The organism is Sphingopyxis bauzanensis (genome assembly GCF_002205675.1).
In the GTDB taxonomy this organism is placed as follows: Bacteria; Pseudomonadota; Alphaproteobacteria; order Sphingomonadales; family Sphingomonadaceae; genus Sphingopyxis; species Sphingopyxis bauzanensis.
Map to the genome: position 1 here is coordinate 499,521 of NZ_NISK01000003.1, position 26,996 is coordinate 526,516.

Consider the following 26,996-nt stretch of genomic DNA (forward strand, 5'->3'; position numbering starts at 1 on the left):
AGGTGCACTACGTTCGAGGCTGGAACGGCAAAGTTTGGGCGCATTGCTGCCGATCTGTGCAGCGCCCTCTCACTTAACGCCAAATACCGACGCTGATCAGCGCAATGCATGCCCCGAACAGGAGGCCGTCGGTGAGGGCTTGGCCGAGCGGGGGAGTTTTGCTGCCATGGCAGCAGCCTACATCGACATCCCCATGCCGCGCGAGAGGCCGAGATGACGTTGGAGATCGTGTGACAGCGATCCTGTCGAAGAATATTTCAGGCCCAGCTCGGCGCGGCGACCCTGGAGCAGTGACTCGAGCTGCGGGTCGCGGTGCAGGCTCTTCGCCATGTCGTTGAGATTGGCGCGCGCCTCGTCCCGCGCCGCATAGGTCGGTGCCTTGCGTGCCCGCGCGCTGTCCTTCTTCCACTCCGCGACGAAGAGCTCAGCGCGCTTCTCGGTCTCGGCTGCGAGCCGCTTAGCCGCAGCGGCCTGCCGCACCCGCTCGGCGGCACGCGCGGCTTCGCGCCGATCCATCGCCGCGATGGCTCCCGCGGTCTGTCCTGCGGCGGCCTCGCTGGTGAGCTTGTAGCTCTTTCCGAACGCCTCGCGCAGATCGGTCGCGCCGCCGGGACGCAGGGCATCGAGCTCGTGCCGGGCCTTTCTGTAGTTGTCGAGCTCGTGCGGAAGTTCCTTGCCGCCGGCGCGGCGCACATCGACGATCTCTTTCGTCAGCCGCGCAAAGCGCTCGATCGCTGTGTCGAGCGGCGAACGCGCAGCGGCGGAATCGCGTGAACGGGCGCCGACGCGAACCTCGGCAAGTTTGACCGGGCGCGGCCTCGCAGGTGCATCGCCGAGTTCCTTGTCGCGGGAGACGGTGAGCTTCAGACCGTCGAACATGCCGCGCTTCGGTTCAGCCGCGGCTTCTTTGAGTCGATAATCGCTCGCCATATCCTTGCCGCGCTCGCGCGAGGCGGCGCGAACGAGTTTGTTTTGATTGGCAAAATCGTCGCGGCCATAATAGAGTTCAACCGTCTCGCGATGCCTGGACAGCGCGACGTAAGTCGAATGGCTGTCTACCCCCGGCGTCGCGAGCACTTGCACTCGATCGACTGTCATGCCCTGCGCCTTGTGGATCGTCGCCGCATAGCCATGATCGACATGGGCATAATCCTTGATGTCGAACGCCACGCGCCGCCCGTCGTCAAGCGCCACTGCCATGCGCACCGGGTTCACATTCTCGACGGTGCCGAGCGAACCATTCTTCACCCCCATCCCGCGATCGTTCTGGAGGAACATGATGCGGTCGCCGTCGGCGAACATCCGCTCGCCGCGCTCGACCTTGATAGCGACTTCCTTGCCCAGCGCCCCGCCCGCCTTCAGCCGCTCGCGCACCGCCTCGTTGAGCTGCTCGCGCTCGTCATTGGTGTGGGTCAGGATGATCCGGCTGGCATTCGGGTGCGCCTGCCGATCGCGATCCCACGCATCGACAAGTTCGGCGCGCGCGGCCTCGCGCGTATCAGCAGCATGGACAAAGCCCGCCTCGGCATAGCGCCCGATCGCCGCGCCGGTGCGTCCGGTGGCAAGCTCACGCGTCGCCTCGCGCTGCCAGTCTTCCTGCTGGCGGCGGATATCCATGATCTCGACGCCGCCATGCCGCTCGGCAGCGGCACGGAACGCCGCTCCGGCCTCGATCGCCTGCAACTGCTGCGGGTCGCCGACCAGCACGACCTTCGCGCCCTGTTTCTCCGCTTCGGCCACGACGCGCTCGAGCTGACGCGTCCCGACCATGCCGGCCTCGTCGATGACGAGGACATGTTTGTTGGTCAGCCGCTCACGGTCATTGGCCCATTGATGCTCAAGGCTGGCGAGCGTCCGCGAGGCGATACCCGAGCCATGTTCCAAACCCTCGGCGGCAATGCCCGAGAGCGCGGCGCCCTGCACCCGAAAACCAGCAGATTCCCAAGCCTCCCGCGCCACACCGAGCATTGCGCTCTTGCCGGTCCCGGCATAGCCGATGACATTGCTTACCCCCCGCGCCGATGTCACATGTTCAAGCGCGCCGCGTTGCTCGGCCGACAGGTCAAGCCCTCGCTTTGACGCACGCACCAGTGCAAGCTCGCGGTGCCGGTCGGCGACGCCATGATCACGCCGCGCGTCGAGCGTCGCAGTCGCGCGTTCCAGCCGCTGCTCGGTCTCGATCATCGCGCGCGAGGTAAACCGGTCGTCACCCTTCCCGTCCTTGCCAAGCGCGATCAGCTCGGGCGATGCTTTCACCGCCGACATCACCTCGGCATATTGGTCGGTGCCGGCACTGTGGCGGTGAACAAACATCGCTAGGTCGCGCTCGGTAAATGTAGCCTGATGGTGCGTGATCGCGTTGAGCGCGATGGCAGGATTGGCGATGAGCTTTTCGCCGTTCCGCCGCGCAATATCGAGATGCTCTTCGGCGCGGTCGACCTCGAGCCCTTGCTCGACCATTCGCGACGCGGCAGGGCCAATCTTGTGCTGGGGCTCGAGCTCGATCCCCTGCGCTGCCAAGGTACGGTGATCGACGCGCGCATCGATATCGAGCGATGCCAGCCGTTCGTTGACATGATCGGCCCAGGCTTCCCGCCAATGGATCAGCAGCTCAGTGCGGTTCCAGTCCAGCACCTTCGCGCCGAAGCCGGCCTCGCCATCCTCGCCTACGCTGATATCTCGCATGCTCAGCATCACGTGCGCATGCGGCCGCGCCAGCCCATCGGCGCCGATGTCCCAATGGACATTCAAATCCGCTACCATGCCGCGCTCGACGAACTCGGTTTGGACGAAGTCGCGGGCCAGCTCGATACCCTGCCCTTCCGTCATCTCGCGCGGGATGGCGAACTCGATCTCGCGGGCAAGCTGCGAGTCCTTGCGGATCTCTCCCGCCTCGACATGATTCCACAGCTTTTCGCGATCGCGCCACTCATCGGGTGCGCCCTCCGGCAGCAGCACTTCGCTATGCACGACGCCCGCCTTGTTCGAGAAGTCATGGCTGCGGCCGATCCGTTCGTCATGGAGCCGATCGGCAGACCGATAGGCAGCCGCGGCGACCGCGCTGCTGCCCCGAGAGCGGGAAATGATTTTGGCGGAGAAATGATAGATTGCCACGACGGCAATCCATTTACAGCAAAACGAGCACGACGGCACGACGAATAAGGGCGCGCTCACACGATTTGATCGCGCCCGGGATCACAAAGTCGCATGAGATTTCAACCGCTTGCTCGGGAATGAGACTCGGCATAGCTGGTTCGTCCGACCTCCTCAACGGAAAGGACAAACGATGCGTAAACCCCGCGATTTCGACGCCGAACTCCAGGCGCTCACCGACAAGGCCAAGGCGCTCAAGTCGAAGAAGCAAGGCCAGCTCGGCGAACTCGTCATCGCGACCGGTGCCGATGCGGTGTCGATCGAGCAGCTCGCGGGCGCGCTGATCGAGGCCGTCAGCGCAGACGCGGCGCGGAAGGAGACGTGGCGCAAAAGCGGCGCGGCCTTTTTTGGCGGAAACGGCAGCGGCAGTCGCAAAGGCGCTGGCGGCAACGCGGGCGGGGCATCGGCGAGCGGTACAGGCGCGCAACCGCCTCCAGGCGAAGCGGGCGCGGCATGATACGCGGGCGGGGCAGGTGAATCGGCGCGAGCGAACGCGTCAGCTGATCGAGCTGGGCGGGCTTGTCGCCAAGGCCGATCTGATTGAGCTGACGGGCGATGATCGCGCCGTCATTCTCGGATTGTTGGTCGAGGCGGCGGCGACGCTGCGCGGTGCAGAAGCGGAGCAGCAACTAATCCGCTGGCGCAGGCGCGGGCAGCGTGCGTTCGATCAGCAGCTTATCGGTGCGTAGCGCAGGACGGCATGGCCTGACCGCACCTGCTCGCAGGACAGGTCGACCCCTTTCGACGTGCAGCGCGCGACTATGCGGCCATAACGGTCGGTGTCGGTCTGGTTGCATCGGGTCGTCCCGCGCGCCATCAGGCCTTCAAGGTTATCGGTGCTGGCGATAGGATCTCCGGGGGTGCACTGACGTCCCGGCCTGCAATGCCCGTCAAGCTCGGGTGCATCGATTCCTTGGAGGCGGATACGCTTCCCGTCGCAGCGGAATGTGTCGCCGTCGACAACGAAGATACTGCTGCATGAAATATCGCTCGCGCCTTCGCCTGGCGAAGGCGCGAGCGCAGCAACGGCCATGGGCTCGCTGCTGTCGCCGCCTTTCGATGCCATCGAATACGCAAGGCCGCCGAACGTGCCGACGAGCGCCGCGGTGATCAAAATTTGAGTGGCAGAAACTCGGTTCTTTGCCGCTTTCGAGCGACGGAACTTAGGCGGGCGGTATCGATATGGTTTGCGGTTCTGGAAATTGCGCCGTGCCATAGTCTAGCCCGCGTCGCGCGCGGTGTCTTCGAGCTCGGCGATGCGTTCGTTGCAGATGGTTTCGACGATGGCGGCGAGATGTTCGACGCGATCGCCAAGCCACGCGAGTTCGTCCTCGGTGATCTTGTAATGCTTGCTGTAGCGCGCCTTTACATAGGCATCCTTGAGCTTCTCGAAACGGGCGCGATCGGTGCGATCTTCGCGCGGCCACGCATCGATCAGGCGCGGATCGATTTGCTCGGCTTGAGTTCGCAAGAAAGCCAGGTTGTGGCTATGCGGTGTGTAAAATCGGCAGATGAGGAGCACGCCGTGATAAAGCGTCTCAACGGTCTGATGCAGCAGAAACGCCGCCTCTTTTAGGAAATCTTGATCGACGGCATCGCGATAGAGTTTGAACTTTCTCCGCGCCGAGGGGAGCCATTCTTCTGCGTATTCCCGTGCCATATCGAGCGCGGCGTGCGGTGTCATCGGCTTGGGTTCGGCTAGTTCGCTGTCATGGTCCTGATACAGCGCGATGCCGTCGCGCGCGACGTCCATGAAGAAGTAGCGGCCGCCAAGCAGCCCGTTGTTTACTTCCTGCAGGCTGTGAACGATGAAATTGACCGGCGTGCGCAACGTCTTGGTCACGCCAAATTCGCGGATCAGCCGGTCGTCGAGCTTCGCCCAATATTCGATGCGGTCGGTGAGTCTTTTATCGCTGACGATGATCAGCAGATCATAGTCCGACTGGTAGCCTTTCGCGGTGTGCGGCTCGTCGACCCACCCGCCGCGCCCGTAGCTGCCGTAGAGGATGACCTTCGATATGCGGCCCTTCTTCTTCCAGCCCTGCGTGGCGAGCGCGAGCGCGTCCTCGAACTCTTCGAAGATGATCTGCACGACGCGCTCGAGCTCACGCTGTTTGTGCGGGGGAAGATGATCGATGTCGCTGCGCATGTTGGGTTCAACCTTAGAAAGGCGTTCGACCGGATGGCAAGCGCCATCCGGTCGAACGCAAATTAAAGCCATGGCCAGACCAGCGAGGGGAAGCGCGCATGAAGGCAGCGCGACCATTTGCACAGCGCGCGGGCAAAGTCGGTCATGACCTGATTGGTCGTGATTCCGTGCCGCGCCGCGAGTTCCTCATATGGCGTTTGATCGAAGCGGATCGACAAGAAGATATCGCCCTGCCGCGCGGTCATCTTGCCGAGCGCGATCCGCAACCGGCGCTCGAGGTCGGCGCTCGCGACGGTGGAAAGATCGCGGCGCCTCATTGCTCGTCTCCCGCGAAGGCGAGCAGATAATCACTCGCCTTGCTCGCCTGACTGGCGGCGCGGAAGATTGCCTTCTCGTCATTCTGCAGGACCGAAAGCCACGATGCGATATAGTCCGAATGACGCACGGTCGGCGCGATGCCGAGCGAAGCGCAGGTGAACGCCGCTGCCATTTCGGCGACCAGTTCTTCCTTGGCGTAGGCCTCCGATCCGAATTTTCCCGTTTGATCGCGGTCGAGCCTGCTGCTGTGCCCAACCCAATGGCCAGCCTCGTGAATCAACGTCCGATACCAGTTGATCGGCTCGTAAAACACCGCCTGCGGCGGCACCTGAATGAAGTCATGGCTCGGGCTGTAAAAGGCCTCACCGCCGCCAATGTTCACCCGCGCGCCGCTCGCCGCAATCAGCGTATCGGCCTCGGCAATGGCGAGCACCGGATCAGGGCTGACCATCGGCGCGATATATTCTTCGGGCAGCCCCTCGCACTGGTCGATGTTGAAAACGACAAAGCGCTTCAGGAATGCAACCTGCCGCGCCGCACGATCTTCGCCGCGCGCCGCCTCGGCCTCGGCCTTTGGCGTGAAGCGATCGGCGTAACAAATGACTGTGCCCTTCTCACCGCGCCGGACGTTGCCGCCTGCGGCTTCGGCCTGCCGGTAGGTCAGCCAACGCTGTGACGCGTAGCCGCGACGGACGACCTCGGCCCACAGGATCAGCACATTGATACCCGAATAGCGCCGCGCGGTTCCGGCGTTCTGCGGCATCGTGCATCTGCACAGCGCAGCGTCCCAAGGCTGCACCCAAGGCAGCCGCCCTTCTTCAAGCTCGGCTATGATGCGGCTCGTGACCTCGCTGTAGAGGCTCTGCCGTTCGGTTTTCTGCTGTTTCACTTTCCCTTCTCCTTCCAAACCACCGCGGCCCGGCCCGGGAGGGGCACAGGGGGGCGGCAGGAAGGAGCCGGCAGACCCGCATCATCGGGCGGGCTGCATCCGCAGGATCGCAACGAAGTGGAGAACCCGCGGCACGCGGGTTGCGGCCAGCCCGGGCGGGGCTAAGGCGAGTGACGCCCCCCTGCGTCCCTGCCATGCCGGGAGCAACGACGCCGCCGCGCAGCGGCGCCCGCATGCGCCCCCGAGGCGCCGACTCGACAATCGCATCGGACGAACTCGCGCCGCCTGCGGCGCGGCAAATCGGAGACGACCGTCTCAGACGGTCTCATCTGCGGCGCGTGAGACACAAAACGACAAATCTGCAAATCATTTTGTCGTCCGCTGGCGTGCACCAGAAAACGTTGGCGTAGAATCGGCGGGGCTGGCGGAAACTCTCCGATTATCAGTCGGTTGACGGCGACAACCATCTTCCCAATCTGGCGATCAGGGCATCATTTTGGCCCACCAGATGAAGGAGTTTGCCATGGCGTTTCCATCCCCCAACCGCTTCATGCGCCTCAAGGAAGTTCTCGACATCACCGGCCTCAGCCGGGCCACCCTCTATCGCAAGATCCAGGCCGGGACCTTTCCGCACCAGCATAAGCTCGCCGAGCGCTGTTGCGGATGGAAGGCCCATGAAGTCGATATCTGGCTCAACAATCCCGTCACCTTCACCGTCGCCGATCTCGATCGCCAAGCGGCCTGATCAACGCACAGCAAACCCCCGCGCCGCCGAAGCGGCGCGGGGGTGAACGCCCGCTTCAATCGGCGGGGTTCCAGATCAGGGCGTAGCCGTCCTCACCGTCCTGGCCCGCGGCGCGGCCGAGGTTGGCGTAGATGCGGCGCGGCCCGAACTCGGGGGCGGCGAGCGTCAGCGATACATAGGGCTTGCCTGATGCTTCGCCGATGCGGACCCAGCCGGCACCGATCTCGACGTTATGCGGTGCTCCGCATAACGTCGATTATGCGTAGCGCGTGATTATGCGGAGTGGGGTGATGGAAGTGGCGGTTATCTGGCGCTTTTTCTGTGTTCCTGCTCCACATAATAACGGCGGCGGTGCCGCAGCCCCTCGCCGGGTAGCGGGCGCCGCGGGCTAAGGTCACCGCGACCAGAGCAGCGCATGCTCGTGTAACGATAACGGATGTCCGAATAGTTGCGGCGTTCCGAATACCAGGCACGTCGGGTCATAGTCCCGCCTCCACCAAAAAGAGGAGGCGGTATGCCAAGAGGTGTCGATCAGCCAACGAAGAGCGTTGTCGGGGAACGGTTGAAGGCCGGAATGGCGGCGGATCATGCGGACGACTTTGCGGAATGGCTCCGCGAGCGACGTTATACGCCGCTCACTATCATCGAGAGGGTACGGCTGCTTGCAAGCTGGACGCAGTGGGCGCGCGAGAACAGCTATGCGCTGGACACAATCCGCGAGGCGCATGCGGCATCGTTCGCTATGATCAGGGCCGGATACCGGCCCCGGTTCCGTGGCGATGTCAACAAGGATGCCGTGGAAACCGCCAAGCTGTTCATCGCATATCTGGAGGGCTGCGGTGCCCTGCCGCGTCTGCCCGAGCGGTCCGATCCGGCTCTCATGATCGAGTTTGCGCGCTGGGCGCGCGAGCAACATGGCCTCGCGGAGACGACGCTCGGTACCTATCGTGGCGCGATCCTGCCGTTCATCGCCCAGCTCGGCGATGACCCTGCTGTCTATGATGCCGCCGCGATCCGCCGCTTCATGCTGGGGCGCGCGGGCACTGTATCCGGCGCCCGTCTGAACGGCATCGGGGTCGGGGTCCGCGCGTTCCTGCGCTTCCTGATCGCGACCGGGCGATGCCAACCGGGGCTTGATCATGCCATGCCCAGAGCCGCGACCTGGCAGCTGACATCGATCCCGCGGTTCCTGCCCGACGCCGATATCGTCCGGATCCTCGCCGCGTGCGAGGGGGAGCGGCGCCTGCGCGATCGCGCGATTATCCTCCTGCTCGTGCGGCTCGGACTGCGCGCGAGCGAGGTCGCCCGGCTGACGTTCGATGACATCGACTGGCGCCAAGGCAGCATCCGTCTGCTCGGGAAAAGTCGGCGCGAAGAACTGCTCCCGCTCAGCCAGGAGGTCGGCGACGCGATCATCGCTTATATAGAGCGTGCGCGGCCAGCGATGCCGACGCGCGCGTTGTTCCTGACGGAGATCGCGCCGCTCAGACCCATCAACCGCATCGCCGTCAAATGCCTTGCAACGGCCGCGTACCGGCGCGCCGGTATCGACTGTCCGCACAAAGGCGCCCATATCCTGCGCCATTCGGCAGCGACCGCGATGCTGCGCCATGGGGTCAGCCTTGGCGACGTGGGAACCGTTCTGCGTCACCGCGCCAGGGCGATGACCGCGCATTACGCCAAGGTCGACATCGCGCTTCTATCGGCCATCGCGCAGCCCTGGCCGGGGAGGTCGGCATGCTGATCGACGACGCGTATCGCTATATCGAGCTGCGCCGTTCGCTCGGCTTCAAGCTCTGCAAAACCGCCGATCACCTGGCGTCGTTCGCAGAATATGCAGCGAGCGTCGGTGACGTCCATGTGCGCAGCGACACCGCGTTGGCATGGGCGGCGGCGAAGTCCTCGACCCAGGACAGTTATTATCGAAGGCTCCAGGAGCTGGCCGTGTTCGCCCGCTTCCTCCGTGCCGAAGACGCTGGGCACGAGGTGCCGCAGCACCGTCTGTTCTATCGGTCGCGATCGAGGCCGGCGCCCTATATCTTCTCGCAGGGCGAGGTGGAGCGGATGCTCATGTCCGCACGCGAGCTGCGTGCGACCCGGCTCAATCCGCTCAAACCCCTCACCTTCGAGATGCTGTTCGGCCTGCTCGCTGCGACCGGACTGCGAATATCCGAGGCGCTCAAGCTGCGGCTCGAAGACGTGCTCGCGGACGGGGTGCTGCATATCCGCGCGACCAAGTTCAACAAGAACCGGCTCGTCCCGCTCCATCCGAGCGTCCTGGCAAGGCTCGAAGCCTATCTGAGGGTCCGCGAACGCTATTACGGCGTTCTCGAAGGCCACCTGTTCCTGACAGAATGTGGCCGGCCCCTACCTTGGGGGACGGCCCGCGCCGCGTTCCATACCGTCTTGCGGACGGCCGGGGTCGCGGTCGATCGACCGCGTCGACCGCGCATGCACGATCTTCGCCATACGTTCGCGACGCGTGTGCTGGAGCAATGCGCTGCCGGACGGGAAGAGGTGGCGCGTGACTTCGTCGCGCTCTCGACCTACCTCGGACACGGCCACATCCGGCACACCTACTGGTATCTGGAAGCGGTGCCCGAGTTGATGGGCGACATCGCGGCTGCGGCCGAAATGCTCACCCTGGGGAGGTGTGCATGACGCCGATCGCCCCGCTCATCACCGGCTTTCTGCGCGAACATATGCCGCGCCAGCGCGGCCTCAGTCCCCACAGCTGCGACACCTATGCGCACAGCTTCAAGCTGCTGTTCGCGTTCGCGGCCCATCGACTGCGAACGCGGCCATCACAGCTCACGCTCGAAGAGATCGACGCCGACATGGTGCTCGCGTTCCTCGGCTATATAGAGCGCGAGCGCGGTAACAGCCCCGCCACCCGCAACGTCCGGCTCGCCGCAATCAAGGCGTTCATGCGCTACGTTGAACTCAAATATCCCCGTGCGCTCGAGCAGGTCGCACAGATCAATGCGATCCCGGGCAAACGGTACGACCAGAAGTTGATCCGCCATCTGACGATGCCGGAGGTGCAGGCGGTGCTCGATGCTCCCGACCTCCGCACGCGCTCGGGAATCCGCGATCGAGCCATGCTGCACGTCTGCTTCGCAGCCGGCCTGCGCGTATCCGAGCTGGTCGGTCTGCGCCTGAAAAACGTCACATTGCAGCCTACGCCCAATATCTTGGTAATGGGCAAGGGCCGTCGCGAGCGAAGTCTTCCGCTCTGGAAGGAGACGGCGCGAGACGTTCGTGCCTGGCTCACAGTTCGCGGCCCGGCACCCGTGCCGGAACTGTTCGTCAATGCGCGGGACGACGCGATGACACGGGCCGGGTTCGAATACATCCTGGCAAAGCATGCCGTGACCGCGGCGCGAACCTGCCCGACCCTGGCGGGACGCACGCTGACGCCGCACCTGTTGCGGCACAGCTGTGCGGTTATCATGCTCCAGGCCACGCGCGACATCCGCAAGGTCGCGTTGTGGCTCGGTCATGCCGACATCCGGACCACCGAAGTGTATCTGCGGATGGACCCGACCGAGAAGCTCGAGGCGGTCGAGGCGGTGCTCCCGCCGGCACTTCGACGCGGTCGGTTCAATGCGCCTGACGCGCTGATCGCATCACTGATGGCGGACCCACATGCCGAGCCGACTTGAGGTGCCGATGGGTCTTCGAAGGTGAAAATGGCGAGCATGCGCTGATCTGGTCGCGGTGACCTTAGCCCGCGGCGCCCGCTACCCGGCGAGGGGCTGCGGCACCGCCGCCGTTATTATGTGGAGCAGGAACACAGAAAAAGCGCCAGATAACCGCCACTTCCATCACCCCACTCCGCATAATCACGCGCTACGCATAATCGACGTTATGCGGTGCTCCGCATAACGTGGAGATCGGTGCCGGCTGGGTCCGCACCGGCGAAGCATCGGGCAAGCCCTATGTGTCGCTGACCCTCGCGGCCCCCGAGTTCGGGCCGCGCCGCATCTATGCCAATCTCGGCCGCGCAGCCGGCCAGGACGGTGAAGACGGCTACGCGCTGATCTGGAACCCCGCCGACTGAGGCGGGCTTCCGCCCCGCGCCGCTTCGGCGGCGCGGGGCTTTGACATGCTTGACCCTACGCCGCTTCGCGCTTGAGATCGGCGATCGTGAACGCGTGCGGGTTACGCAGCCACTTTTCGACCTCGCCGGCGCGCCAGCCACAGCATCGTTCGGCGAGCTTATGCTGCGTCGGGAAGGTCCCGGCGGCGATCTTGCGGTAGAGAGTCGCGCGGCTGAGCCCGGTTAGATCGAGGACTTCATTGAGCCGCATGAGGCGGAGGGGAGATTGAAACGCCATGAACAATTCCTTCATTTACTGGTTCGAAATGATGCCCCGAAAAATGAGAATGGGAAGTTTTTTGATTTAGTCAACATCATGAAATGGTGCGTATAATTTGTGTAGTCATAGTCTGTCGTACTCTGTCCAACTCTTGGCAAGTCTGTCCAAGTGTAGCGTGTGAGACTAAATCTGCATTTTGCGGCAAATAATTTCGTTCCACTTGCGATTGAGACTGTCTGGGACAGTCGCGCTGCCAAGGACGCGCCGCAGAGGGCACGGACATCGTCCGATTCGTTCCTGGAGGGGCGCCGCTGGCGCGCACGCGGTCGCCGCTTCGCGGCGGCGTTGTCTGTCCCGGCAGGTTGGGGGCAGGGTGGGCGTCACTCGCCTCTAGCCCCGCCCGGTCGGGCCGCAACCCGCGTGCCGCGGGTCCTCCATTGCATTTCGGTCCTGCGGATGCAGCCCGCCCGATGATGCGGGTCTGCCGGCTCCTTCCTGCCGCCCACCCCGCCCCCTTCCGGGCCGGGTGCAGTGGCTGGAAGGAGAAGGGATATGCGTGCAGAAAGGATCGAACGGGCGAGCCTCTACTCGGAGGTCACGAACCGGATTATCGCCGAGTTGGAAGACGGACGGCTGCCTTGGGTGCAGCCGTGGGATAGTGCAGCGTGCGGTTGCACCATGCCGCAAAACGCCGGAACCGCGCGGCGCTATTCGGGAATCAATGTGCTGATCCTGTGGGCCGAGGTCGTCGCCAAGAGCTATGGCTCGCAGCGCTGGCTGACCTACCGGCAGGCCGTGGCGGCGGGCGGAAACGTCCGGCGCGGCGAAAAAGGCGCGGTCATCTGCTATGCCGACCGCTTCACGCCGAAGGCCGAAGCCGAGGCTGCGCGCGGCGAAGACCGCGAGGTGCGGCAGGTGGCATTTCTGAAGCGCTTTGTCGTCTTCAATATCGACCAGTGCGAGGGCTTGCCCGACGATTATATCGTGCCGATGGTCAGCCCCGATCCGGTACTTGCGATTGCTGAGGCCGACGCGTTGATTGCAGCCAGCGGTGCTCGGGTTAATATCGGCGGCGGCGAGGCCTTTTACAGCCCGAGCCATGACTTTGTGCAGGTGCCGCCGCAGGCGGCATTTCATGAACCGATCAATTGGTATCGAACCGCTCTTCACGAGCTAGGCCATTGGACCGGTCACACCAGCCGATTGGACCGCGACCAGAAGGGCGGGTTTGGTTCGGAATCCTACGCCAAGGAGGAGCTGGTCGCGGAGATGGCGGCGGCGTTCACCTGCGCATCGCTCGGTATCGGGCCGACCGTCCGGCATTCGGACTATATCGCTTCGTGGCTGTCGGTTCTTCGCGACGATGACAAGGCAATCTTCCGCGCCGCCAGCCAAGCCAGCAGGGCGAGTGATTTTCTACTCGCTTTCGTGGGAGGCGAGCAATGAGCGCCCGCATGTCGCGCGAAGAGCGGCTGCGCCTGTGGCGCGCCGAGCGCGTCGTGGACCGGATGCACGGCATGGACCGCAAGGTCTTCCTCGCGATCCGGGTCGACGAGATGAGCTATTCGCAAATCGCTGCTCGGTTCGGCATCAGCGTCGCCGATGTCGAAGCCCATTTCGCGGCGAGCCTTCGTATCATGATGGGAGCCATGGACGAAAAAGATCCATGGTGGTGGCGTTTCCGGCTGTGGTGACCATGTTCGCGCCGGATGGCGCTTGCCATCCGGCGCATCCAATTACAGGGTGAAGACAATGCGCACCGACCTCGATCATCTCCCGGCCAACAAGCAGCGCGAGCTTGAGCGCGTGAAGCAGATCATCTTCGAAGAATTTGCCGACAGCGTCGCGTTGGCGACGATGAACTGGAAGAAGAAGGGCCGGATCGACAAGATCATCCTCTACGGCAGCTATGCGCGCGGCGGCTGGGTCGATGAACCGCACACCGCCAAGGGCTATCGTTCGGACTTCGACCTGCTCATCATCGTCAGCGACAAAAGGCTCACGGACAAGGTCGATTACTGGCTCAAGGTCGAGGACCGGCTCAACCGCGAGCTGGCGATAGACAAAACGCTGCACACGCCAGTGAACTTTATCGTCCACACCATGCAGGAGGTGAACGACGGCCTCGCGCACGGGCGCTATTTCTTCATGGACGTCGCGAAGGACGGGATCGCCCTTTACGAATTTGACGATAAGGAACTGCACAAGCCGAAGCCCAAGACGCCCGAGCAGGCGCTCGCCATGGCGCAGGAATATTTTGATGAGTGGTTGCCGAGCGCGCAGAGCTTCCATCGCGGATATAATCACGCTCTGAACGACGGCGATCTAAAGAAGGCGGCTTTTGATCTTCATCAGGCGACCGAGCGCCTTTACCACTGCGTATTATTGGTTTGCACATTTTACACGCCGCACGTTCACAATCTCGGCTTTCTGCGCACTCAGGCCGAGCGCATCGACATGCGGCTCGTCGACGCCTGGCCGCGCGAACTGAAAGCTGATCGCAAGCACTTCGAGAAGCTCAAAGAAGCCTATGTGAAGGCGCGCTATTCAAAACATTATCGGATCAGCGAAGAAGAGCTTCGCTGGCTCGGAGAGCGCGTCGAAGAGCTTGGCCGTGCCGTGCACGCCATTTGTTCGGAGCGGATTGCCTTGCTAGAGGCACCGGTGAAATAATTTCGCCCGTTGCCGAAGGAAAATGCTCATGGATGATGCCGAAACGCTGGTCACGCTGACCGCCGACATTGTCGCCGCGCACGTCACCAACAATAGCGTCGCCATATCGGATATCCCGCTACTCATTCGCTCGGTACATGACGCACTGGCTGGACTGGCCACGGGCGCAGAACCCGCGCCCGAACCGCAGCAGCCCGCAGTATCGGTGCGCGCATCGGTGAAACCCGACTACATCGTCTGCCTCGAAGACGGCAAAAAGCTCACCATGATGCGCCGCTACCTGATGACGAACTTCAACATGACGCCCGATGAGTATCGCGCAAAATGGAACCTGCCTAAGGACTATCCGATGGTCGCGCCGAACTACTCGGAACGTCGGCGTGTCCTCGCCAAGGAGATCGGCCTCGGCAGCAAGGGCCGCGGCGGCGGTCGCAAACCCGCCGCGCGCGGCAGCGCCAAGGCTAAATAGCCTCAGCATCTGCGGCTAAAAACGCGCGCCGCCCCCGGCGGCGCCATAGCAATAATTGCTGCTCGCGGCCTTCGCCTCGCAGCGTCGCGGCAGCCTCGACCAGCAAGCCGAGGATGACCGCCCGATCATCGCCGGTCAGCTCGATCAGATCGGCCTTGGCAATGAGGCCGCCGAGTTCGATCAGCTGGCGCGTTCGTTCACGGCGCTTCACCTGCCACGCACGCGTGTCATGCCGCGCCCGTTTCGCCTGCAGGCGGTTCCGCGCCTGAACCGCTCGCCGATGCGCCGCCCGCGTTCCCGCGAGTGCCTTGGCTAACGCGGGCGCCGCCTCCGCAAAAGAACGCCGCGCCGCTTTTGCGCCACGCCTCCTTTCGCGCGGCATCGGCACCGACCGCGTCGAGCAGCGCACCGGCAAGCTGTTCGATCGACATTGCATCGGCGCCAGTGGCAATCACTAGCTCGCCGAGTTGTCCTTGCTTCTTCGTCTTGAGCGCTTTGGCTTTGTTGGTGAGCGCCTGGAGTTCGGCGTCGAAATCACGGGGTTTGCGCATCGTCTGTCCTTCCGTTTGTGAGGGTCGGACGATCCAGCTATGCCGAGTCTCATCTGCATTCAAGCAGCTGAAATCTCTTGCGACTTTGTGATCCCGAGCGCGATGAAATCGTGTGAGGGCGCGCTTATACGTCGTGCCGACGTGCTCGTTTTGCTGTAAATGGTACGCCGTCATGGCGATCTACCATTTCTCGGCCAAAGTGATTTCCCGTGCCGTCGGCAGCAGCGCGGTCGCGGCGGCGGCCTATCGTTCGGCCGATCGCCTTCACGATGAGCGCCTCGGCCGCAGCCATGATTTCTCGAACAAGGCGGGTGTCGTCCACAGCGAAGTGCTGCTCGCCGATGGCGCGCCGGAAGAATGGCGCGACCGCGAAAAGCTGTGGAACGATGTTGAGGCGGCGGAGATCCGCAAAGACGCCCAGCTCGCCCGTGAAATTGAGTTCGCGATCCCGCGCGAGATGACTCAGGAGCAGGGCATCGAGCTGGCCCGCGACTTCGTCCGAGACGAGTTCATTGAGCGCCGCATGATCGCCGACCTCAATGTCCATTGGGACATCGGGGCCGACGGGCTGGCGCGCCCGCACGCGCATGTCATGCTGACGATGCGCGAGATCAGGATCGGCGAAGACGGATCCGCCGAGTTCGGCGCCAAGGTGCGTGACTGGAACCGCACCGAGCTGCTGACCCATTGGCGTGAGGCCTGGGCGGAACATGTCAACGAGCGGCTGGCGTCGCTGGATATCGAGGCGCGCATCGATCATCGCACCTTGGAAGCGCAGGGGATCGATCTCGAACCCCAGCACAAGATCGGCCCTGCCGCGTCGCGGATGGTGGCGCAGGGGCTCGAAGTCGACCGCGCCGAAGAGCATCTCGAGATCGCGCGGCGGAACGGCGAAAAGATACTCGCTAACCCGTCGGTCGCGCTCGACATCATCACCCACGGCCAGGCGACCTTCACCAATCGCGACCTCGCGATGTTCGTGCATCGGCACAGCGCTGACACCATCCAGTTCGATGCGGTGATGGGCGCCGTGAAGGCGTCGCCCGATCTGATCGCGCTGGGCAAGGATGGGCGCGGCGACGATCGCTTTACGTCGCGTGCGATGATCGAGACGGAGAAGCGGCTTGAACGCGCGACCGCGACACTCGATGCGCGGCGCAATCACGGCGTCGCCGATCGTCATCGCGAGCTTGCCTTGGCGCGTGCCAGCGGCCGCGGTCTCGACCTATCGACCGAGCAGCGCGGCGCGCTCGAGCATGTCACATCGGCGCGCGGTGTCAGCAATGTCATTGGCTATGCCGGCACGGGCAAAAGCGCGATGCTGGGCGTGGCGCGCGAGGCGTGGGAAGCGGCGGGCTACCAGGTGCAGGGCGCTGCGCTGTCGGGTATCGCCGCCGAAGGGTTAGAGCATGGCTCGGGCATCGGCTCGCGGACGCTCGCCAGCCTCGAACACCAATGGGCCAATGACCGCGAACGGCTGACCAGCAAACATATCCTGGTCATCGACGAAGCCGGGATGATCGGGACGCGCCAGCTCGAACGCGTTGTCACCGAGGCGGAGAAGCAGGGCGCCAAGGTTGTGCTGGTAGGCGATCCTGAACAATTGCAAGCGATCGAGGCGGGCGCGGCTTTCCGCGCCGCCGCCGAACGCCACGGCGCTGTCGAGATCAGCGCGATCCGCCGCCAGCATCAGGAATGGCAGCGCGATGCGACGCGCGAGCTGGCTACGGGCCGGACCGGCGAGGCGATCGGTCGTTATGCCGATGCTGGGCATGTCCACGCCGCCGACTCCCGCGATGCTGCGCGCACCGAACTGGTAGATGCGTGGGATCGCGATCGGCAGCGTCATCCCGATGCGAGCCGGATCATTCTTACCCACACCAATGACGAAGTTCGCCAGCTCAATGACGATGTCCGGGGCAGGCTGCGGACGGGCGGGGTGCTTGGCGATGATGTCGCGATCAAGGTCGAGCGCGGTGACCGCAGCTTCGCCGAAGGCGACCGCGTTATGTTCCTCCGCAACGAGCGCGATCTGGGCGTGAAGAACGGTTCGCTCGGCACGGTCCAGAATATCGACCGGATGGGCATGTCCGTCATGCTCGACGACGGGCGGCGCGTCGCCTTCGACCTGAAGGATTATGCCCATGTCGATCATGGCTATGCGGCTACCATCCACAAAGCGCAGGGCATGACGGTGGACCGCGTCCAGGTGCTGGCGACGCCGGGGATGGATCGGCACGGCGCGTATGTTGCCATGTCGCGACACCGGGACGGAGTGGATCTCCATTATGGCCGCGACGACTTTCGCGATCAGTCCAAACTCGTTCGTGCGCTCAGTCGCGAGCGCGGCAAGGACATGGCCAGCGACTATCGCACCAAAGAGGCCGCGCCCAAGGTCGAACCGAAACGCAGCATGTTCGCAGGCCTGAAGCTCAAACCTACCGTCTCTACCGCATCCCTCGGCAAAGCGGCTCCCGCGCAGCAACGGCCCGAGCGCACCCGCAATATCCGCGTCAGCGCGCGGGGGCTGGGCGCGGCGGCCGATCGTAGCGCACTAGACAAGGCGGTCGAGCGCTATGCCCGCGCGCAACGCGAGATCGATGCCATGCATTCCAAGGGGCTGTCGCCAGTCATCCACCAGCAGAAAAGCCTCGATGCGGCGGCGCGCGACATCGATGCTCTCCGCAGCGATGGGGCAAAGGATTTTGCCACGGCGCTCCGCAATGACCCGTCGCTGACCGCCGAGGCGGCGAGCGGCCGCACGCAGCGTGCTATGGAAGCGATGCGCACCGAAACCAAACTGCGCATCGACGCACCGGCCCGGGCTGACCGCTTCGTTGCAGAGTGGCAGGCGGGGTCGAAGCAGCTCCGGGAGCACAAAGCGAACTATGATCAAGTTGGCGCCAAGCGTGTCGGAGCGCACCTTAACGACATGGCAAAGAGCCTGCACCGCGACCCGCAACTCGAGTCGCTGCTCCGAAATCGCACCCACGAGCTTGGGTTGAAATCGCTTGAGAAACATTCGGTGTCTCAGGCGCTCCAGGAATATCTCCGCCCCTCGCGTTCCCTCGGCATGGGGCTTTAGGTTGTCGCCATGCAGGACAGTGACCCAGAAAATCTTGGCGACGACGTCGCCGCCGAAGATATCGCCCTCGACCAGGCCTTCGACAGAATGTCGGGCAACATGTCGACGCTTGCCGCTGCCATCGATCAGTTCGGCTTGCGTCTGAACGATGTGGTGGGGCGGGATTACACTGACGATCTCGCGAAGATCGATCAGAACTGGAAAAAGGCGAGCGAGGCAATCAAGCGGTTGGCCGAACGCCCTGCGCTGGCGCTCACGCCAGAGGTTATGGGCGAGCAGATGAGGTTGGCGGGTGCGCGCGCCCGCGAGACCGAACTACAAGCCTTACGCGACGCGCGTTCGCGTCTCGATGAGGCGGTGCAATCGATCAGCCTCGTCGTCGCTTCTGCACGGACGCAGGAGCAGCAGAATTTTTGGGTCGCAATCAGCGCCGGCGTTGCCGCAATCCTGGCGTTCATGGCGGGCTGCACTATCCCGTCCGCGGTCGATCGGGCCGTGCCCGACCATTGGCATTGGCCGGAGAAGCGTGCCGCCACCCGGTTGGAGCGTGACATGTGGGGCGCCGGTGTTCGGTTAATGCGGGTAGGCGATCCCCGCCGGTGGGAGGCGGTCGCACGCGCTTCCAGACTTTACAAGGGGAACGAAAAGAAGGTCGCGGATTGCGAAAAGCAGGCTGAGCGGAAGAAGAAAGCCGTGACATGCACGATCAAGGTCCAGCCTCTCAGCATCTAGTTAATCGGCTGCTTTGCGCCCGATCCTAGACGTAGCCCGCCCTGCGATCGTCGCCTGAAAGCTGCCACCCGCGCGCCTCAGGTTAAAGTGGCAGCTACGCACCAAGTTTCGGTCGTCGGACCAACTCCGACCTGATCGTCGACGATGCTCAACACTTTGCGACAGAGCGTGCCGGCACTAATGAGCGTCAATCCGTCGGACATCAATTTTCTCCATTAGTCTTGGCGGACGCGGTGGTCAGTTTCTCGCGGCGCTTAGCTGCGCGCTTCCGCGCAGCGGCCGACGGGCTGCCGAGCCTCAACTGGTCGAAGAACGCCTGATTTCGCAGCTCGGCGTCGCGTAGCATCTTCTTGAACGAGATGATCCGAATGCGTGCGTTGTGGCGGCTCGACCAGCCATAATAGCCCTCGCCATCGGGGGTCGGATTCTGAGCGATAGATCGCTCGAACTGCTTTCGCGCCGTTCCGGTCAGCTCGCACACGATAACACATTCGAAGGGGGTATTTTCTCCTATGTCAGACACCACCCCGCCATCGATGTCTCGCACTTTGGCCCCTCTCAATTCATCGATATAGCCAAGCACCTGCGCTATAGGGTCCTGACTAGGCTTTTCATCTCCCGGTCTTTTAAATTCGATGATCGCGACCGGGTCATCGGTTCCCTCGCGCCGGAACCCGAGAGGGTTGAAGAAAATAAGGTCGGGCTCCTTTCGCGATTCCGACTCTTGTGACAGCGATTTGATCGTCTTGTCAGATGCAAAGAGATCATAGGCAGCCAGAGAGTCGTCGATCATCCACAGATTGTGACGTGCGCCGTCGCCACTTCGATAAATTTCTCCCATAGGGCAGATCAGTTCGTGGATGACCCGTTCATAGCGATAGCGCTTTTGCTCGTCGTCATCATACTTGAGCAGCACGTTCGCCATCTGGAGCAATTGATGCCGCTTGACGACGAGCTCCGCCAAACGATGCTTTTCCTGGTTCGATATCTCTTCAAGAATTGCCTCGGCTTCCTGGCGAACCTCCGGTTCGAGCGATGCCAGCTGATCGATTTTCTCGATGCGCTTTCGGAGGTCGACCTCGTCGCGGTATAGGAGGACAAACAAATTCTGGCCGATTTGCTCGTCGTCCATTCCCGGCGATAAGCCCGTGACATATTCATCAAGGTCGGCGAACTGCGTTGCGAGTTGCGGATGCTCCGCGATTAGCTGCTCAACGGTCTTTTTCTGACGCGTTCGCAGCGTGCGGATATGGTCCCTCAGAAACTCCTCGGTCGCGGCTAGAATTGTAGCCTCCAGCAAGTCGCGTTGCTCCGTGGTCAGCTTGAAGCCCAGCCTTTCCTGGTCGACCCGTTCGTCGAGAAACTCGCTTCGCACTACCGCGACATATGCTTTGCCGTCGGGCAATTCCTTCAACGCATATTTGCGCTCGATTGAAACGGGATCACCCACGAGACGGCCATGCGCGGTCAGCAGGTAGGAATTGCGAAGCCCGGCGGATATGCTTGCGTCGACAAAGAGGTGAGCGATGTGGATCGACACCGGGCCTTCGCCGAAGTCGACGTCAATTTCCTGTTCAACAGGTTCGTCGACCTGCTCGGCAATGAAGTCATTGAGGCTAGACGTTTCCCCGCGATACGTGATGTCGATCTCGGGCAGGGTGCCCGAAATAAACTGGGGGAAGAAGTGCAGCGCTAAATCTTTGAGGTAGGACACCGCGCGGAGGCGCCCTCGTTGTTCGGGACGAAGATTGGATAATGTGATCGTTGTCCCTGTTTCGGCACCCGCCACATCCGAGACGAGTTTGTTCGCAATTGATTTGGGCTTTTCGGGGGCGAATTTGAAGCGTATCCGCTGCGCGGCGGCGCCCTTTGCAATCCGACTGTCGACCTTGATGGTCTCGAACATCTTGATCCAGATGAAGCGACCGACGCCTTTGCCCCCGCGCTGATACTTAAAGCGACTATCGCTGGTCTCGAAAGACTTCAGATTGTCGGCGGTGAAGCCTATGCCGTTGTCTGTAATCGCAATGGATTCGACATCGCCGTTGCCATCGGCCTTGATCTCGACCGAGATTTTGCCTTTGTTCGCTGCCAAAGCTTCGGTGAAGCGGTCGTTGATCGCATGGATGGAATTGCTAACCGCTTCATAAACCGAATAAAGTATCGCGGTTTTCCCGTCCGGGAGGCGCATGTTGTTAATGCGACCGATAACATCAAATTTCATGGCTTTCCTCGAGCCTGTTAAGCCCGCCTCCTCTGATAGAGCGACCTGATCGGTGGACACCTTCGCTGTCAATCGGCTTAGATGGTTGCGGTCCTTTAAGGTCGGGGTCGGTGACAGACCTCCGCCCTGCGTGACACCTTGCCGCCGCCTGATTAAAGCTGCTCAAAGGCGGCGCGTGGGGACACGCGAGAAATGGATCGCGATCTGATGAGTTCCAATCCGGCGGAGGATATTGGCTACACCCGCGCAGACGTGGAAAGCCGCGTATTTCTGCGCGCGACGGGTCGGGCATCGCCCGCGCTCGTCGCGCCGACCAACCGCAAATTCGATGTCGATGCCTGGACCGCCGCGCTCGACGAGAATACGAACGCGCGCGACGCCGACCTAGTGATCGGCGCGCTGCTCATCGGCCCGCTCAAAAATCAACTCCAGCGCGATCTGATCACTGGCCTCTTCGGAACGATGTCCCGGCCGACGGTCATTCGCCTCGCCGTAGCCGCGGCCAACCGCGCTGTTCTGCTGACTCAGCGCGCGCTTCGAAAGGCCAATACTAGAGACGCCGCAGACAATGAAGTCGGCGATTTCATGGCGCTGTCGCAAACCAAGTTCAAACCGTCGGCAACCGCGCCCGCGCTCTCGTTCGACGACGCGAACACAGCGATCATCGACACCTTGCCGCATTGGTTCGCGCAAGCAAACGGCCAATCTGCGGATCGGTCGCCGGGGTTTACCGACTATCGCCGCGTGGCCGCCAAGGCTGAAGCGGCCTTGAGCTATGAGCGCCTTTTTCGGGATATTTGGCAGGAGATCCTTTGGGAACCCTGGCAGCTGCGGCGGCGCGGGGCGAAAAATGAACTCGGTCTGGTACCCAAAAACGCATCGTTACAAGCGAAATGGCGGGCTTGGGATTGGCGGGACCAGATGCTGCTCATGCAAGGGCCGACGCTCGATCAGCATTTTCGCGCGACTGTCGGAACCACCGAAGCCGCCCCGTTCGAAAAAACGATCGTGAAGGCGCGCCGGTCGGGCAACAAGACCCTTATTCAGACCGGGCCGCTGACTGATCGTGCGCGTGTGGATGCTCTGACTCGGGGAGAATTACTGGACAATAGCTATCTTGCGCCCTTCCTCAACGAGGCTTTTCCCGGATCGGGGCTTACGGTTCGCCTGCTCGAGCAGGCGATCGTGATTCTGCTGGAGGCATGCAGACTTCTTCTGCTCGATGAAAAAAAGGTCGAGCTTGATCGGTACCACGATGTAGCGCGCTTTGCTTGTGCGCTCGACCGCAGCGCACTTGTCGAGACGCTCGCCGAGTGTCTCTCGATTGCCGCAGATTTGGCGAGCGAATTGGTAACCCGTCTCACCTCCGATCCCGCCGAACTAGGACCTTTGTTCGACAAGGGAGTCTGGCATAGACCATTGGTCTTTGCCGACAACGATGACCTGCTGCTCGTTGCTGGCGCAATTCTTCACGGATCCCCTCTCCGACGCGCATCGCTATGGCTTAAGGATGCGGGCCTTGGCGATCGTCTGTCTACAACGACCCAAGGCCTGCAATTTGAAGCAGATGTTCGTGCGAGCGTCGCTGCCGACCTTCATGCAAACCCGATTTTCAGGGGACTGGAACGCAAGGTGACCCGTCTCGATCGGACGGGAGATGCCGGCGAAGAAGTCGACATGATCATCCGCGTCGGAAACGATGTCATCCTTTGTGAGATCAAAAGTTTCCTTTGTCCCTCCGAGGCGCTCGACCGTCATAATTATCTCGACAAGCTTCGTGGAGCCTGCGCCCAGGCATCGCGCAAGGTGGCCTGGTTCCGCTCGGACGGCGCGGCGCAGGTTGCGGCCCTTGGCGCTGATCTTTCCGACGACATCGCCGTCCATCCGTTGGTGGTGGTGAACCAGAGCGCGGGGACCAGCCTCCAGTATGACGGGGTACCGGTCATAGACTCCAATTATCTGTCATTGTTGCTTGGCGACGGGTCGTTCGTTCGCGGAAGCATATTAAGGCGAGGCGATCCCGAGCCGCGGTTGATCAGGGAGCCCTTATATGCGGACGCCGCCGCCTTTTCCGAAGCACTGCCTATTCTGCTCCGCGAAAATCCAACCATGAAGCGGTTGGAGGCGGCAATCCAATGGGGATATCAATCCATTAAAGTGCCCGGCTTCATTCTCCACCTGGCCGTGCCCAATATGGACGTAGAGACATTTAAGAGCAGAGGCATCGACGGAGTTGATCTCGAAAAACCCGGAGCTCGGTCCGTTGTCCCGGCTAAACGAAGACTGTGAAGCCGAGTTGCTTTTTGCATCGAAACCGCTTCGTCCGCAGCCAAACGCCTAAAGCAGATGTCGGATGCCCGGCGGTCTCGTGCCTCAGCCTAAACGGTTGCCCACAGAACAAAAGGCAGGCAAACTTATGAATATATTGGTGCTGCGGGGGGAATCACATGGTATTCGATCTTTGGAACTTTGTTAGTGGGCTGATTGCTGGCGCGATAGGCGGATCACTGCTCACCTTCCACCTTACGAAAAATGTGCGCGCAGATCGTCACGGCACTGCGATCGATCAATCGGGTGCACATGCGGGTGGAGACATAGTGGGCCGTGACAAGCGCTAGCTAGTCGACGGCACGAAGACATTCTCATGGAAATTCCGAAGCAAAACAGCACGATTGCGAACCAACAAGGTGCTGTAGCAGGCGGCAACATTGCCGGCAGAGACTACTACAACCAGGAGCCCAAGAGGGGTCTGGTCGAGAAGCTGCTTATCAAGCTGAAGGAGCAGTATGACTGCAGCGAGCATACCCAAACGACGATGGACGAACTCGCGCGATATCACACGCGCCGCGCAACCGACGGAATCGACGGCCTCGAAGCCAAACTCGCAGCGAGCGGCCGATCTGGCTACTACGACGAGGCGATAGAGAAGAAGGAGATGTTCGCAAAGCTTCTGGAACGGTGGTCACTCTATTCTTCAGCGCAGCAGATTTTTGTTCATATCCTGGCAAGAGCAGAAAACGAGTTCACTCATGTTGTATATGGTCAGATCCCGACGAAAAGCCCGGAAGAGATAAATGCACTCGTCATGGACCGCATCGTGAATCCAATTGTGGAAGAGTGCGGTGGTGACCTGATGTCGGTGAACCATAATCTTGTTCAGGGAATGGTTTACTGGCTGGCGGAGCAGTGCTTTATTAAATGGCACACGAACGTGGTTGCGGCATGACCCAACTCACTTATAATGAAGCATTCGATGCGTATCATGCCGTTTTCAGGTTTTTGCGGCTTCACCTCGCCTGTGATATGGGAACGAAGTTGCCATTCGACACTTTGCGCATTCTTGACTTCTATCTACTCTTTCCCTTCCGATTACAGGCCATGAAGTTTTTCGCGGACGATATGGGCTGGAGAAAGATCAGCAAGAGATATGAAGATTGCGCACCCTATGGTGAGATGCCCGAGGACAGCACCGTGTTTGCGCGAATGGAACCCTTCCAGCGGGCCGCGGCAGCAAGCCTCGTCCATAGTGGGTATCTGTCGGCGGAGGCATGGGATGCTAGCGAGGTACAGTTCACGCTGGAGATGTTACCGCCGGGGTTTGCTGAGCGCTGTTCTGTGGTGAACACCCAAATGACGGATATCATCGAAATCCTGTGTCAGATCAAATCTCGCTATCCTCTCGGGGGGCGCGACGGCTTGAAAGATCGAACCGGCCTTTTGGAATACCGCTATGATTCGGTATGATCCCTGCCTCATCATCAAGCGTCTCGTCGTAAAACGTGGAACTGCGATACTCTACGACGAAGCTTTCCATCATGGTGTGAACGTGATCCGGGGTGACAACTCCTCGGGAAAGTCCACCATCATGAACTTCCTGTTCTTCGGCCTCGGCGGCGACCTTGATCGCTCGTCTTGGAGCGAGCACGCGCTCTTATGCGACCACGTCTGGCTCGAAGCTGAATTTAACGGCAATCCTGCAGTGCTGAGGCGACAGATAGACGTGTCGTCGCAATCTGCCATGGAGATATTCGGAGGGCGCTATGCCGCATCCCTCTCAGCGCCCATTGAGGCGTGGAAGCGATATCCCTACGCCCGCTCCAAGAACCAGGAGAGTTTTTCACAGGCGATCTTCCGGCTCCTCGACATGCCCGACGTGGCTGTTGAAGGTACGTCCAGCATCACGATTCATCAGATCCTCCGGCTTTTGTACGCTGATCAACTGTCGCCTACCGAAAGTCTTTTCAGGTTTGAGGGTTTTGACCCGGAAAACCTGCGGGAAGCCGTAGGGAATCTGTTGTGCGGTGCGTTCGATACGGAAATTTATGAGCTACAGCAAACGAAGCGGCTGAAGGAGCGTGAGCATACAGAGGCGTCCGCAGAACTCCGAAGCATCTTTCGCGTAATCGGCGGCGGCGACGAAAGCATGACGCTAGATTGGATTGAGCAGCGTCGAAAGACATTGTTCAAAGAACGAGAAGACCGTTCAGCACAGCTTTCGGTTGCTGAAGAGGCATTTTACTCGGCGCAGTCGTCGGAAAAAATTACGCTGCAGGCGCAGAACGAACTCTACAAGCAGGTTCAAAAATTACAGGTGAATCTCAGAGAGAAGCAAGCCGAAGTGGATTCCGTAGAGTTTGAGCTCTCGGATTCGGCCTCCTTCATAAAGACGCTTAATTCTCGGCTGGAAGCATTGCGTGATGCCGAATTGGCGGCGGAGGTCGTGGGAACTGTCCGGTTTGGAACTTGTCCGGCGTGTTATGTGGAAGTTCTTGACGAAGACCACGCTGTTGCGGCCTGCCATCTTTGCAAGACGCCGCTCGACACCGAACGTGCGCGCGATCGGATTGTAGGGATCGTCAACGAGCTTTCGATACAAGTCCGACAGTCTGAGCGACTTCAAGAGATTAGGGCTGGTCGGCTCAAATCCTTGCAAGCCCAGCTGGCCGAGCAGCAAGCGATCTGGCGGATGAAAGCCAAGGAACTCGCGGACCTCAGCTCAGTGCCGACATCAAAGGTGCGCGAGGAAATTCGGGATCTGCAGCGCCGTCTTGGCTATATCGACAAGTCGATCGAGGACGTTGAAGCGCAGGTTAGGCTGGCCAACAAGATCGGCGACCTATCAGCCAAAAAGGCCCAGTTGGATCAGGATATCCAGTCGCTCGGCACCCGCATCAGCTCACTCCAGTTGAGCCAAACCGATCGCTTACGAACCGCTAAAGCGCGCATCGAGAAGAACATAATCAAGATTCTGCGTGGCGACTTGAAGCGTCAGGATTCTTTCGAGAATCCAGAGCACGTTCGATTTTCGTTCGCCAAGAACTCAATTACGGTTGATGACCATACATATTTTTCGGCCAGCTCGCGGGTCGTTTTGAAGGCCGCATTTTTGGTGGGCTTTCTCGAGGCTGCGCTTCAGGATCAGAAGTTCCGTCACCCACGCTTCCTCATGATCGATATTACCGAAGACAAAGGTATCGAGCAGGCCAGAAGTCATAACTTCCAGAAACAAGTGATCGAGATTTCAGATCAAGCGCAGGTCGAGCACCAAGTGATACTTGCGACAGCAATGCCGTGGTCAGGAATTCGGCCAGAGCTGTTCGTCGGTAAACATTCGACCCTGCAGCAAGGCACGCTTGGCTTTCTTACGCCCAAGGTCGATGGCGCCAATCCGTAGTAGATGGCAATC

The 26,996-nt window shown here is 61.3% G+C and carries 27 protein-coding genes; 17 read left to right on the plus strand and 10 right to left on the minus strand.

The window, feature by feature from the left end; translation table 11 throughout:
- Positions 1–177: 177 nt before the first annotated feature.
- Positions 178–3,114 carry a Ti-type conjugative transfer relaxase TraA gene (traA, locus tag CDQ92_RS13810; RefSeq protein ID WP_088441938.1) on the minus strand — a complete coding sequence of 979 codons (2,937 nt, stop codon included), beginning with the start codon at positions 3,112–3,114 and terminating at the stop codon, positions 178–180.
- 172 nt (positions 3,115–3,286) lie between these two features.
- Here traA (CDQ92_RS13810) and CDQ92_RS13815 point away from each other — a divergent pair, with 172 nt between their 5' ends.
- Together CDQ92_RS13815 and CDQ92_RS13820 are read left to right on the plus strand one after the other, a co-directional pair.
- Positions 3,287–3,610 (plus strand): conjugal transfer protein TraD, encoded by a 324-nt coding sequence (locus CDQ92_RS13815; RefSeq protein WP_088441939.1) that lies wholly within the window; start codon positions 3,287–3,289, stop codon positions 3,608–3,610.
- A gap of 16 nt (positions 3,611–3,626) precedes the next feature.
- Positions 3,627–3,842: a conjugal transfer protein TraD gene (locus CDQ92_RS13820; RefSeq protein WP_088441940.1), complete on the plus strand. Its 216-nt coding sequence runs from the start codon at positions 3,627–3,629 to the stop codon at positions 3,840–3,842.
- Here the strand turns inward: CDQ92_RS13820 and CDQ92_RS13825 are convergent.
- From CDQ92_RS13825 to CDQ92_RS13840, 4 genes are all read right to left on the minus strand, one after another.
- Entirely contained in the window at positions 3,821–4,267 is a 447-nt protein-coding gene (locus CDQ92_RS13825; protein WP_229667114.1) for a thermonuclease family protein, read from the minus strand. The genes CDQ92_RS13820 and CDQ92_RS13825 overlap by 22 nt on opposite strands.
- A 105-nt stretch (positions 4,268–4,372) precedes the next feature.
- Positions 4,373–5,302 (minus strand): HEPN domain-containing protein, encoded by a 930-nt coding sequence (locus CDQ92_RS13830; RefSeq protein ID WP_088441941.1) that lies wholly within the window; start codon positions 5,300–5,302, stop codon positions 4,373–4,375.
- A gap of 62 nt (positions 5,303–5,364) precedes the next feature.
- Positions 5,365–5,619, minus strand: coding sequence for a sigma factor-like helix-turn-helix DNA-binding protein (locus CDQ92_RS13835; RefSeq protein ID WP_088441942.1), 255 nt, complete (start codon positions 5,617–5,619; stop codon positions 5,365–5,367).
- On the minus strand, positions 5,616–6,509 hold the full coding sequence (locus CDQ92_RS13840) for an ArdC family protein (RefSeq protein WP_088441943.1): 894 nt from the start codon (positions 6,507–6,509) through the stop codon (positions 5,616–5,618). The genes CDQ92_RS13835 and CDQ92_RS13840 overlap by 4 nt, the downstream gene beginning before the upstream one ends.
- A gap of 523 nt (positions 6,510–7,032) precedes the next feature.
- Between CDQ92_RS13840 and CDQ92_RS13845 the strand changes: the two genes are divergently transcribed.
- A complete protein-coding gene (locus CDQ92_RS13845) occupies positions 7,033–7,254 on the plus strand; it encodes a helix-turn-helix transcriptional regulator (protein WP_169714567.1) in 222 nt (73 codons plus the stop codon).
- A 55-nt stretch (positions 7,255–7,309) separates the two neighbouring features.
- Here CDQ92_RS13845 and CDQ92_RS13850 read toward each other — a convergent pair whose 3' ends face one another.
- Positions 7,310–7,477, minus strand: coding sequence for a DUF736 family protein (locus CDQ92_RS13850; protein ID WP_088442259.1), 168 nt, complete (start codon positions 7,475–7,477; stop codon positions 7,310–7,312).
- Between the two features lie 291 nt (positions 7,478–7,768).
- On the opposite strand from CDQ92_RS13850, the gene CDQ92_RS13855 reads away from it, so the two are divergent.
- The 4 genes from CDQ92_RS13855 (at position 7,769) to CDQ92_RS13870 (ending at position 11,317) form a co-directional block, all read left to right on the plus strand.
- On the plus strand, positions 7,769–8,998 hold the full coding sequence (locus CDQ92_RS13855) for a tyrosine-type recombinase/integrase (RefSeq protein ID WP_088439147.1): 1,230 nt from the start codon (positions 7,769–7,771) through the stop codon (positions 8,996–8,998).
- Positions 8,992–9,915 (plus strand): tyrosine-type recombinase/integrase, encoded by a 924-nt coding sequence (locus tag CDQ92_RS13860; protein ID WP_088439145.1) that lies wholly within the window; start codon positions 8,992–8,994, stop codon positions 9,913–9,915. Before CDQ92_RS13855 ends, CDQ92_RS13860 begins: the two co-directional genes overlap by 7 nt.
- On the plus strand, positions 9,912–10,919 hold the full coding sequence (locus CDQ92_RS13865; RefSeq protein WP_088439143.1) for a tyrosine-type recombinase/integrase: 1,008 nt from the start codon (positions 9,912–9,914) through the stop codon (positions 10,917–10,919). The genes CDQ92_RS13860 and CDQ92_RS13865 overlap by 4 nt, the downstream gene beginning before the upstream one ends.
- A gap of 224 nt (positions 10,920–11,143) precedes the next feature.
- Positions 11,144–11,317 carry a DUF736 family protein gene (locus tag CDQ92_RS13870; RefSeq protein WP_088441945.1) on the plus strand — a complete coding sequence of 58 codons (174 nt, stop codon included), beginning with the start codon at positions 11,144–11,146 and terminating at the stop codon, positions 11,315–11,317.
- Between the two features lie 55 nt (positions 11,318–11,372).
- Here the strand turns inward: CDQ92_RS13870 and CDQ92_RS13875 are convergent, their stop codons facing one another.
- The gene (locus CDQ92_RS13875; RefSeq protein WP_088442260.1) at positions 11,373–11,594 is read right to left on the minus strand and encodes a helix-turn-helix transcriptional regulator; all 222 of its coding nucleotides are present in this window, start codon (positions 11,592–11,594) and stop codon (positions 11,373–11,375) included.
- 534 nt (positions 11,595–12,128) lie between these two features.
- On the opposite strand from CDQ92_RS13875, the gene CDQ92_RS13880 reads away from it, so the two are divergent.
- The 4 genes from CDQ92_RS13880 to CDQ92_RS13895 are packed head-to-tail and all read left to right on the plus strand — an operon-like array spanning position 12,129 to position 14,718.
- Positions 12,129–13,022 carry an ArdC family protein gene (locus tag CDQ92_RS13880; RefSeq protein ID WP_088441946.1) on the plus strand — a complete coding sequence of 298 codons (894 nt, stop codon included), beginning with the start codon at positions 12,129–12,131 and terminating at the stop codon, positions 13,020–13,022.
- Entirely contained in the window at positions 13,019–13,270 is a 252-nt protein-coding gene (locus tag CDQ92_RS13885; RefSeq protein ID WP_088441947.1) for a sigma factor-like helix-turn-helix DNA-binding protein, read from the plus strand. Before CDQ92_RS13880 ends, CDQ92_RS13885 begins: the two co-directional genes overlap by 4 nt.
- 58 nt (positions 13,271–13,328) lie before the next feature.
- Positions 13,329–14,249: a nucleotidyltransferase and HEPN domain-containing protein gene (locus CDQ92_RS13890; RefSeq protein ID WP_088441948.1), complete on the plus strand. Its 921-nt coding sequence runs from the start codon at positions 13,329–13,331 to the stop codon at positions 14,247–14,249.
- A gap of 28 nt (positions 14,250–14,277) precedes the next feature.
- A complete protein-coding gene (locus tag CDQ92_RS13895) occupies positions 14,278–14,718 on the plus strand; it encodes a Ros/MucR family transcriptional regulator (protein ID WP_088441949.1) in 441 nt (146 codons plus the stop codon).
- On the opposite strand, the gene CDQ92_RS13900 is transcribed toward CDQ92_RS13895, so the two are convergent.
- Positions 14,711–14,929 carry a conjugal transfer protein TraD gene (locus CDQ92_RS13900; RefSeq protein ID WP_088441950.1) on the minus strand — a complete coding sequence of 73 codons (219 nt, stop codon included), beginning with the start codon at positions 14,927–14,929 and terminating at the stop codon, positions 14,711–14,713. The genes CDQ92_RS13895 and CDQ92_RS13900 overlap by 8 nt on opposite strands.
- A gap of 16 nt (positions 14,930–14,945) precedes the next feature.
- Entirely contained in the window at positions 14,946–15,269 is a 324-nt protein-coding gene (locus CDQ92_RS13905; RefSeq protein ID WP_088441951.1) for a conjugal transfer protein TraD, read from the minus strand.
- Between the two features lie 172 nt (positions 15,270–15,441).
- On the opposite strand from CDQ92_RS13905, the gene traA (CDQ92_RS13910) reads away from it, so the two are divergent.
- Positions 15,442–18,354: a Ti-type conjugative transfer relaxase TraA gene (gene traA, locus CDQ92_RS13910; protein WP_088441952.1), complete on the plus strand. Its 2,913-nt coding sequence runs from the start codon at positions 15,442–15,444 to the stop codon at positions 18,352–18,354.
- Between the two features lie 9 nt (positions 18,355–18,363).
- Positions 18,364–19,086 (plus strand): DUF6118 family protein, encoded by a 723-nt coding sequence (locus CDQ92_RS13915; RefSeq protein WP_088441953.1) that lies wholly within the window; start codon positions 18,364–18,366, stop codon positions 19,084–19,086.
- A 202-nt stretch (positions 19,087–19,288) separates the two neighbouring features.
- Here CDQ92_RS13915 and CDQ92_RS13920 read toward each other — a convergent pair whose 3' ends face one another.
- On the minus strand, positions 19,289–21,310 hold the full coding sequence (locus tag CDQ92_RS13920) for an ATP-binding protein (protein ID WP_088441954.1): 2,022 nt from the start codon (positions 21,308–21,310) through the stop codon (positions 19,289–19,291).
- Between the two features lie 192 nt (positions 21,311–21,502).
- On the opposite strand from CDQ92_RS13920, the gene CDQ92_RS13925 reads away from it, so the two are divergent.
- The 4 genes from CDQ92_RS13925 to CDQ92_RS13940 all read left to right on the plus strand — a co-directional run bounded on the left by CDQ92_RS13925 (position 21,503) and on the right by CDQ92_RS13940 (position 26,984).
- Positions 21,503–23,599: a hypothetical protein gene (locus tag CDQ92_RS13925; RefSeq protein WP_088441955.1), complete on the plus strand. Its 2,097-nt coding sequence runs from the start codon at positions 21,503–21,505 to the stop codon at positions 23,597–23,599.
- A 355-nt stretch (positions 23,600–23,954) separates the two neighbouring features.
- A complete protein-coding gene (locus tag CDQ92_RS13930; protein ID WP_088441956.1) occupies positions 23,955–24,536 on the plus strand; it encodes an ABC-three component system protein in 582 nt (193 codons plus the stop codon).
- A complete protein-coding gene (locus CDQ92_RS13935) occupies positions 24,533–25,054 on the plus strand; it encodes an ABC-three component system middle component 5 (protein WP_088441957.1) in 522 nt (173 codons plus the stop codon). Before CDQ92_RS13930 ends, CDQ92_RS13935 begins: the two co-directional genes overlap by 4 nt.
- A complete protein-coding gene (locus CDQ92_RS13940) occupies positions 25,041–26,984 on the plus strand; it encodes an AAA family ATPase (RefSeq protein ID WP_088441958.1) in 1,944 nt (647 codons plus the stop codon). The genes CDQ92_RS13935 and CDQ92_RS13940 overlap by 14 nt, the downstream gene beginning before the upstream one ends.
- Positions 26,985–26,996: the final 12 nt, after the last annotated feature.

Bases quoted from the DNA above. Each gene is read 5' to 3' on its own strand.
- CDQ92_RS13890 (WP_088441948.1), top strand. From the start codon at position 13,329: ATGCGCACCGACCTCGATCATCTCCCGGCCAACAAGCAGCGCGAGCTT.
- CDQ92_RS13880 (WP_088441946.1), top strand. From the start codon at position 12,129: ATGCGTGCAGAAAGGATCGAACGGGCGAGCCTCTACTCGGAGGTCACG.
- CDQ92_RS13845 (WP_169714567.1), top strand. From the start codon at position 7,033: ATGGCGTTTCCATCCCCCAACCGCTTCATGCGCCTCAAGGAAGTTCTC.
- CDQ92_RS13915 (WP_088441953.1), top strand. From the start codon at position 18,364: ATGCAGGACAGTGACCCAGAAAATCTTGGCGACGACGTCGCCGCCGAA.
- CDQ92_RS13925 (WP_088441955.1), top strand. From the start codon at position 21,503: ATGGATCGCGATCTGATGAGTTCCAATCCGGCGGAGGATATTGGCTAC.
- CDQ92_RS13865 (WP_088439143.1), top strand. From the start codon at position 9,912: ATGACGCCGATCGCCCCGCTCATCACCGGCTTTCTGCGCGAACATATG.
- CDQ92_RS13860 (WP_088439145.1), top strand. From the start codon at position 8,992: ATGCTGATCGACGACGCGTATCGCTATATCGAGCTGCGCCGTTCGCTC.
- traA (WP_088441952.1), top strand. From the start codon at position 15,442: ATGGCGATCTACCATTTCTCGGCCAAAGTGATTTCCCGTGCCGTCGGC.
- CDQ92_RS13855 (WP_088439147.1), top strand. From the start codon at position 7,769: ATGCCAAGAGGTGTCGATCAGCCAACGAAGAGCGTTGTCGGGGAACGG.
- CDQ92_RS13885 (WP_088441947.1), top strand. From the start codon at position 13,019: ATGAGCGCCCGCATGTCGCGCGAAGAGCGGCTGCGCCTGTGGCGCGCC.
- CDQ92_RS13835 (WP_088441942.1), bottom strand. From the start codon at position 5,619: ATGAGGCGCCGCGATCTTTCCACCGTCGCGAGCGCCGACCTCGAGCGC.
- CDQ92_RS13920 (WP_088441954.1), bottom strand. From the start codon at position 21,310: ATGAAATTTGATGTTATCGGTCGCATTAACAACATGCGCCTCCCGGAC.
- CDQ92_RS13895 (WP_088441949.1), top strand. From the start codon at position 14,278: ATGGATGATGCCGAAACGCTGGTCACGCTGACCGCCGACATTGTCGCC.
- CDQ92_RS13930 (WP_088441956.1), top strand. From the start codon at position 23,955: ATGGAAATTCCGAAGCAAAACAGCACGATTGCGAACCAACAAGGTGCT.
- CDQ92_RS13935 (WP_088441957.1), top strand. From the start codon at position 24,533: ATGACCCAACTCACTTATAATGAAGCATTCGATGCGTATCATGCCGTT.
- CDQ92_RS13875 (WP_088442260.1), bottom strand. From the start codon at position 11,594: ATGGCGTTTCAATCTCCCCTCCGCCTCATGCGGCTCAATGAAGTCCTC.
- CDQ92_RS13905 (WP_088441951.1), bottom strand. From the start codon at position 15,269: ATGCGCAAACCCCGTGATTTCGACGCCGAACTCCAGGCGCTCACCAAC.
- CDQ92_RS13830 (WP_088441941.1), bottom strand. From the start codon at position 5,302: ATGCGCAGCGACATCGATCATCTTCCCCCGCACAAACAGCGTGAGCTC.
- CDQ92_RS13815 (WP_088441939.1), top strand. From the start codon at position 3,287: ATGCGTAAACCCCGCGATTTCGACGCCGAACTCCAGGCGCTCACCGAC.
- CDQ92_RS13940 (WP_088441958.1), top strand. From the start codon at position 25,041: ATGATTCGGTATGATCCCTGCCTCATCATCAAGCGTCTCGTCGTAAAA.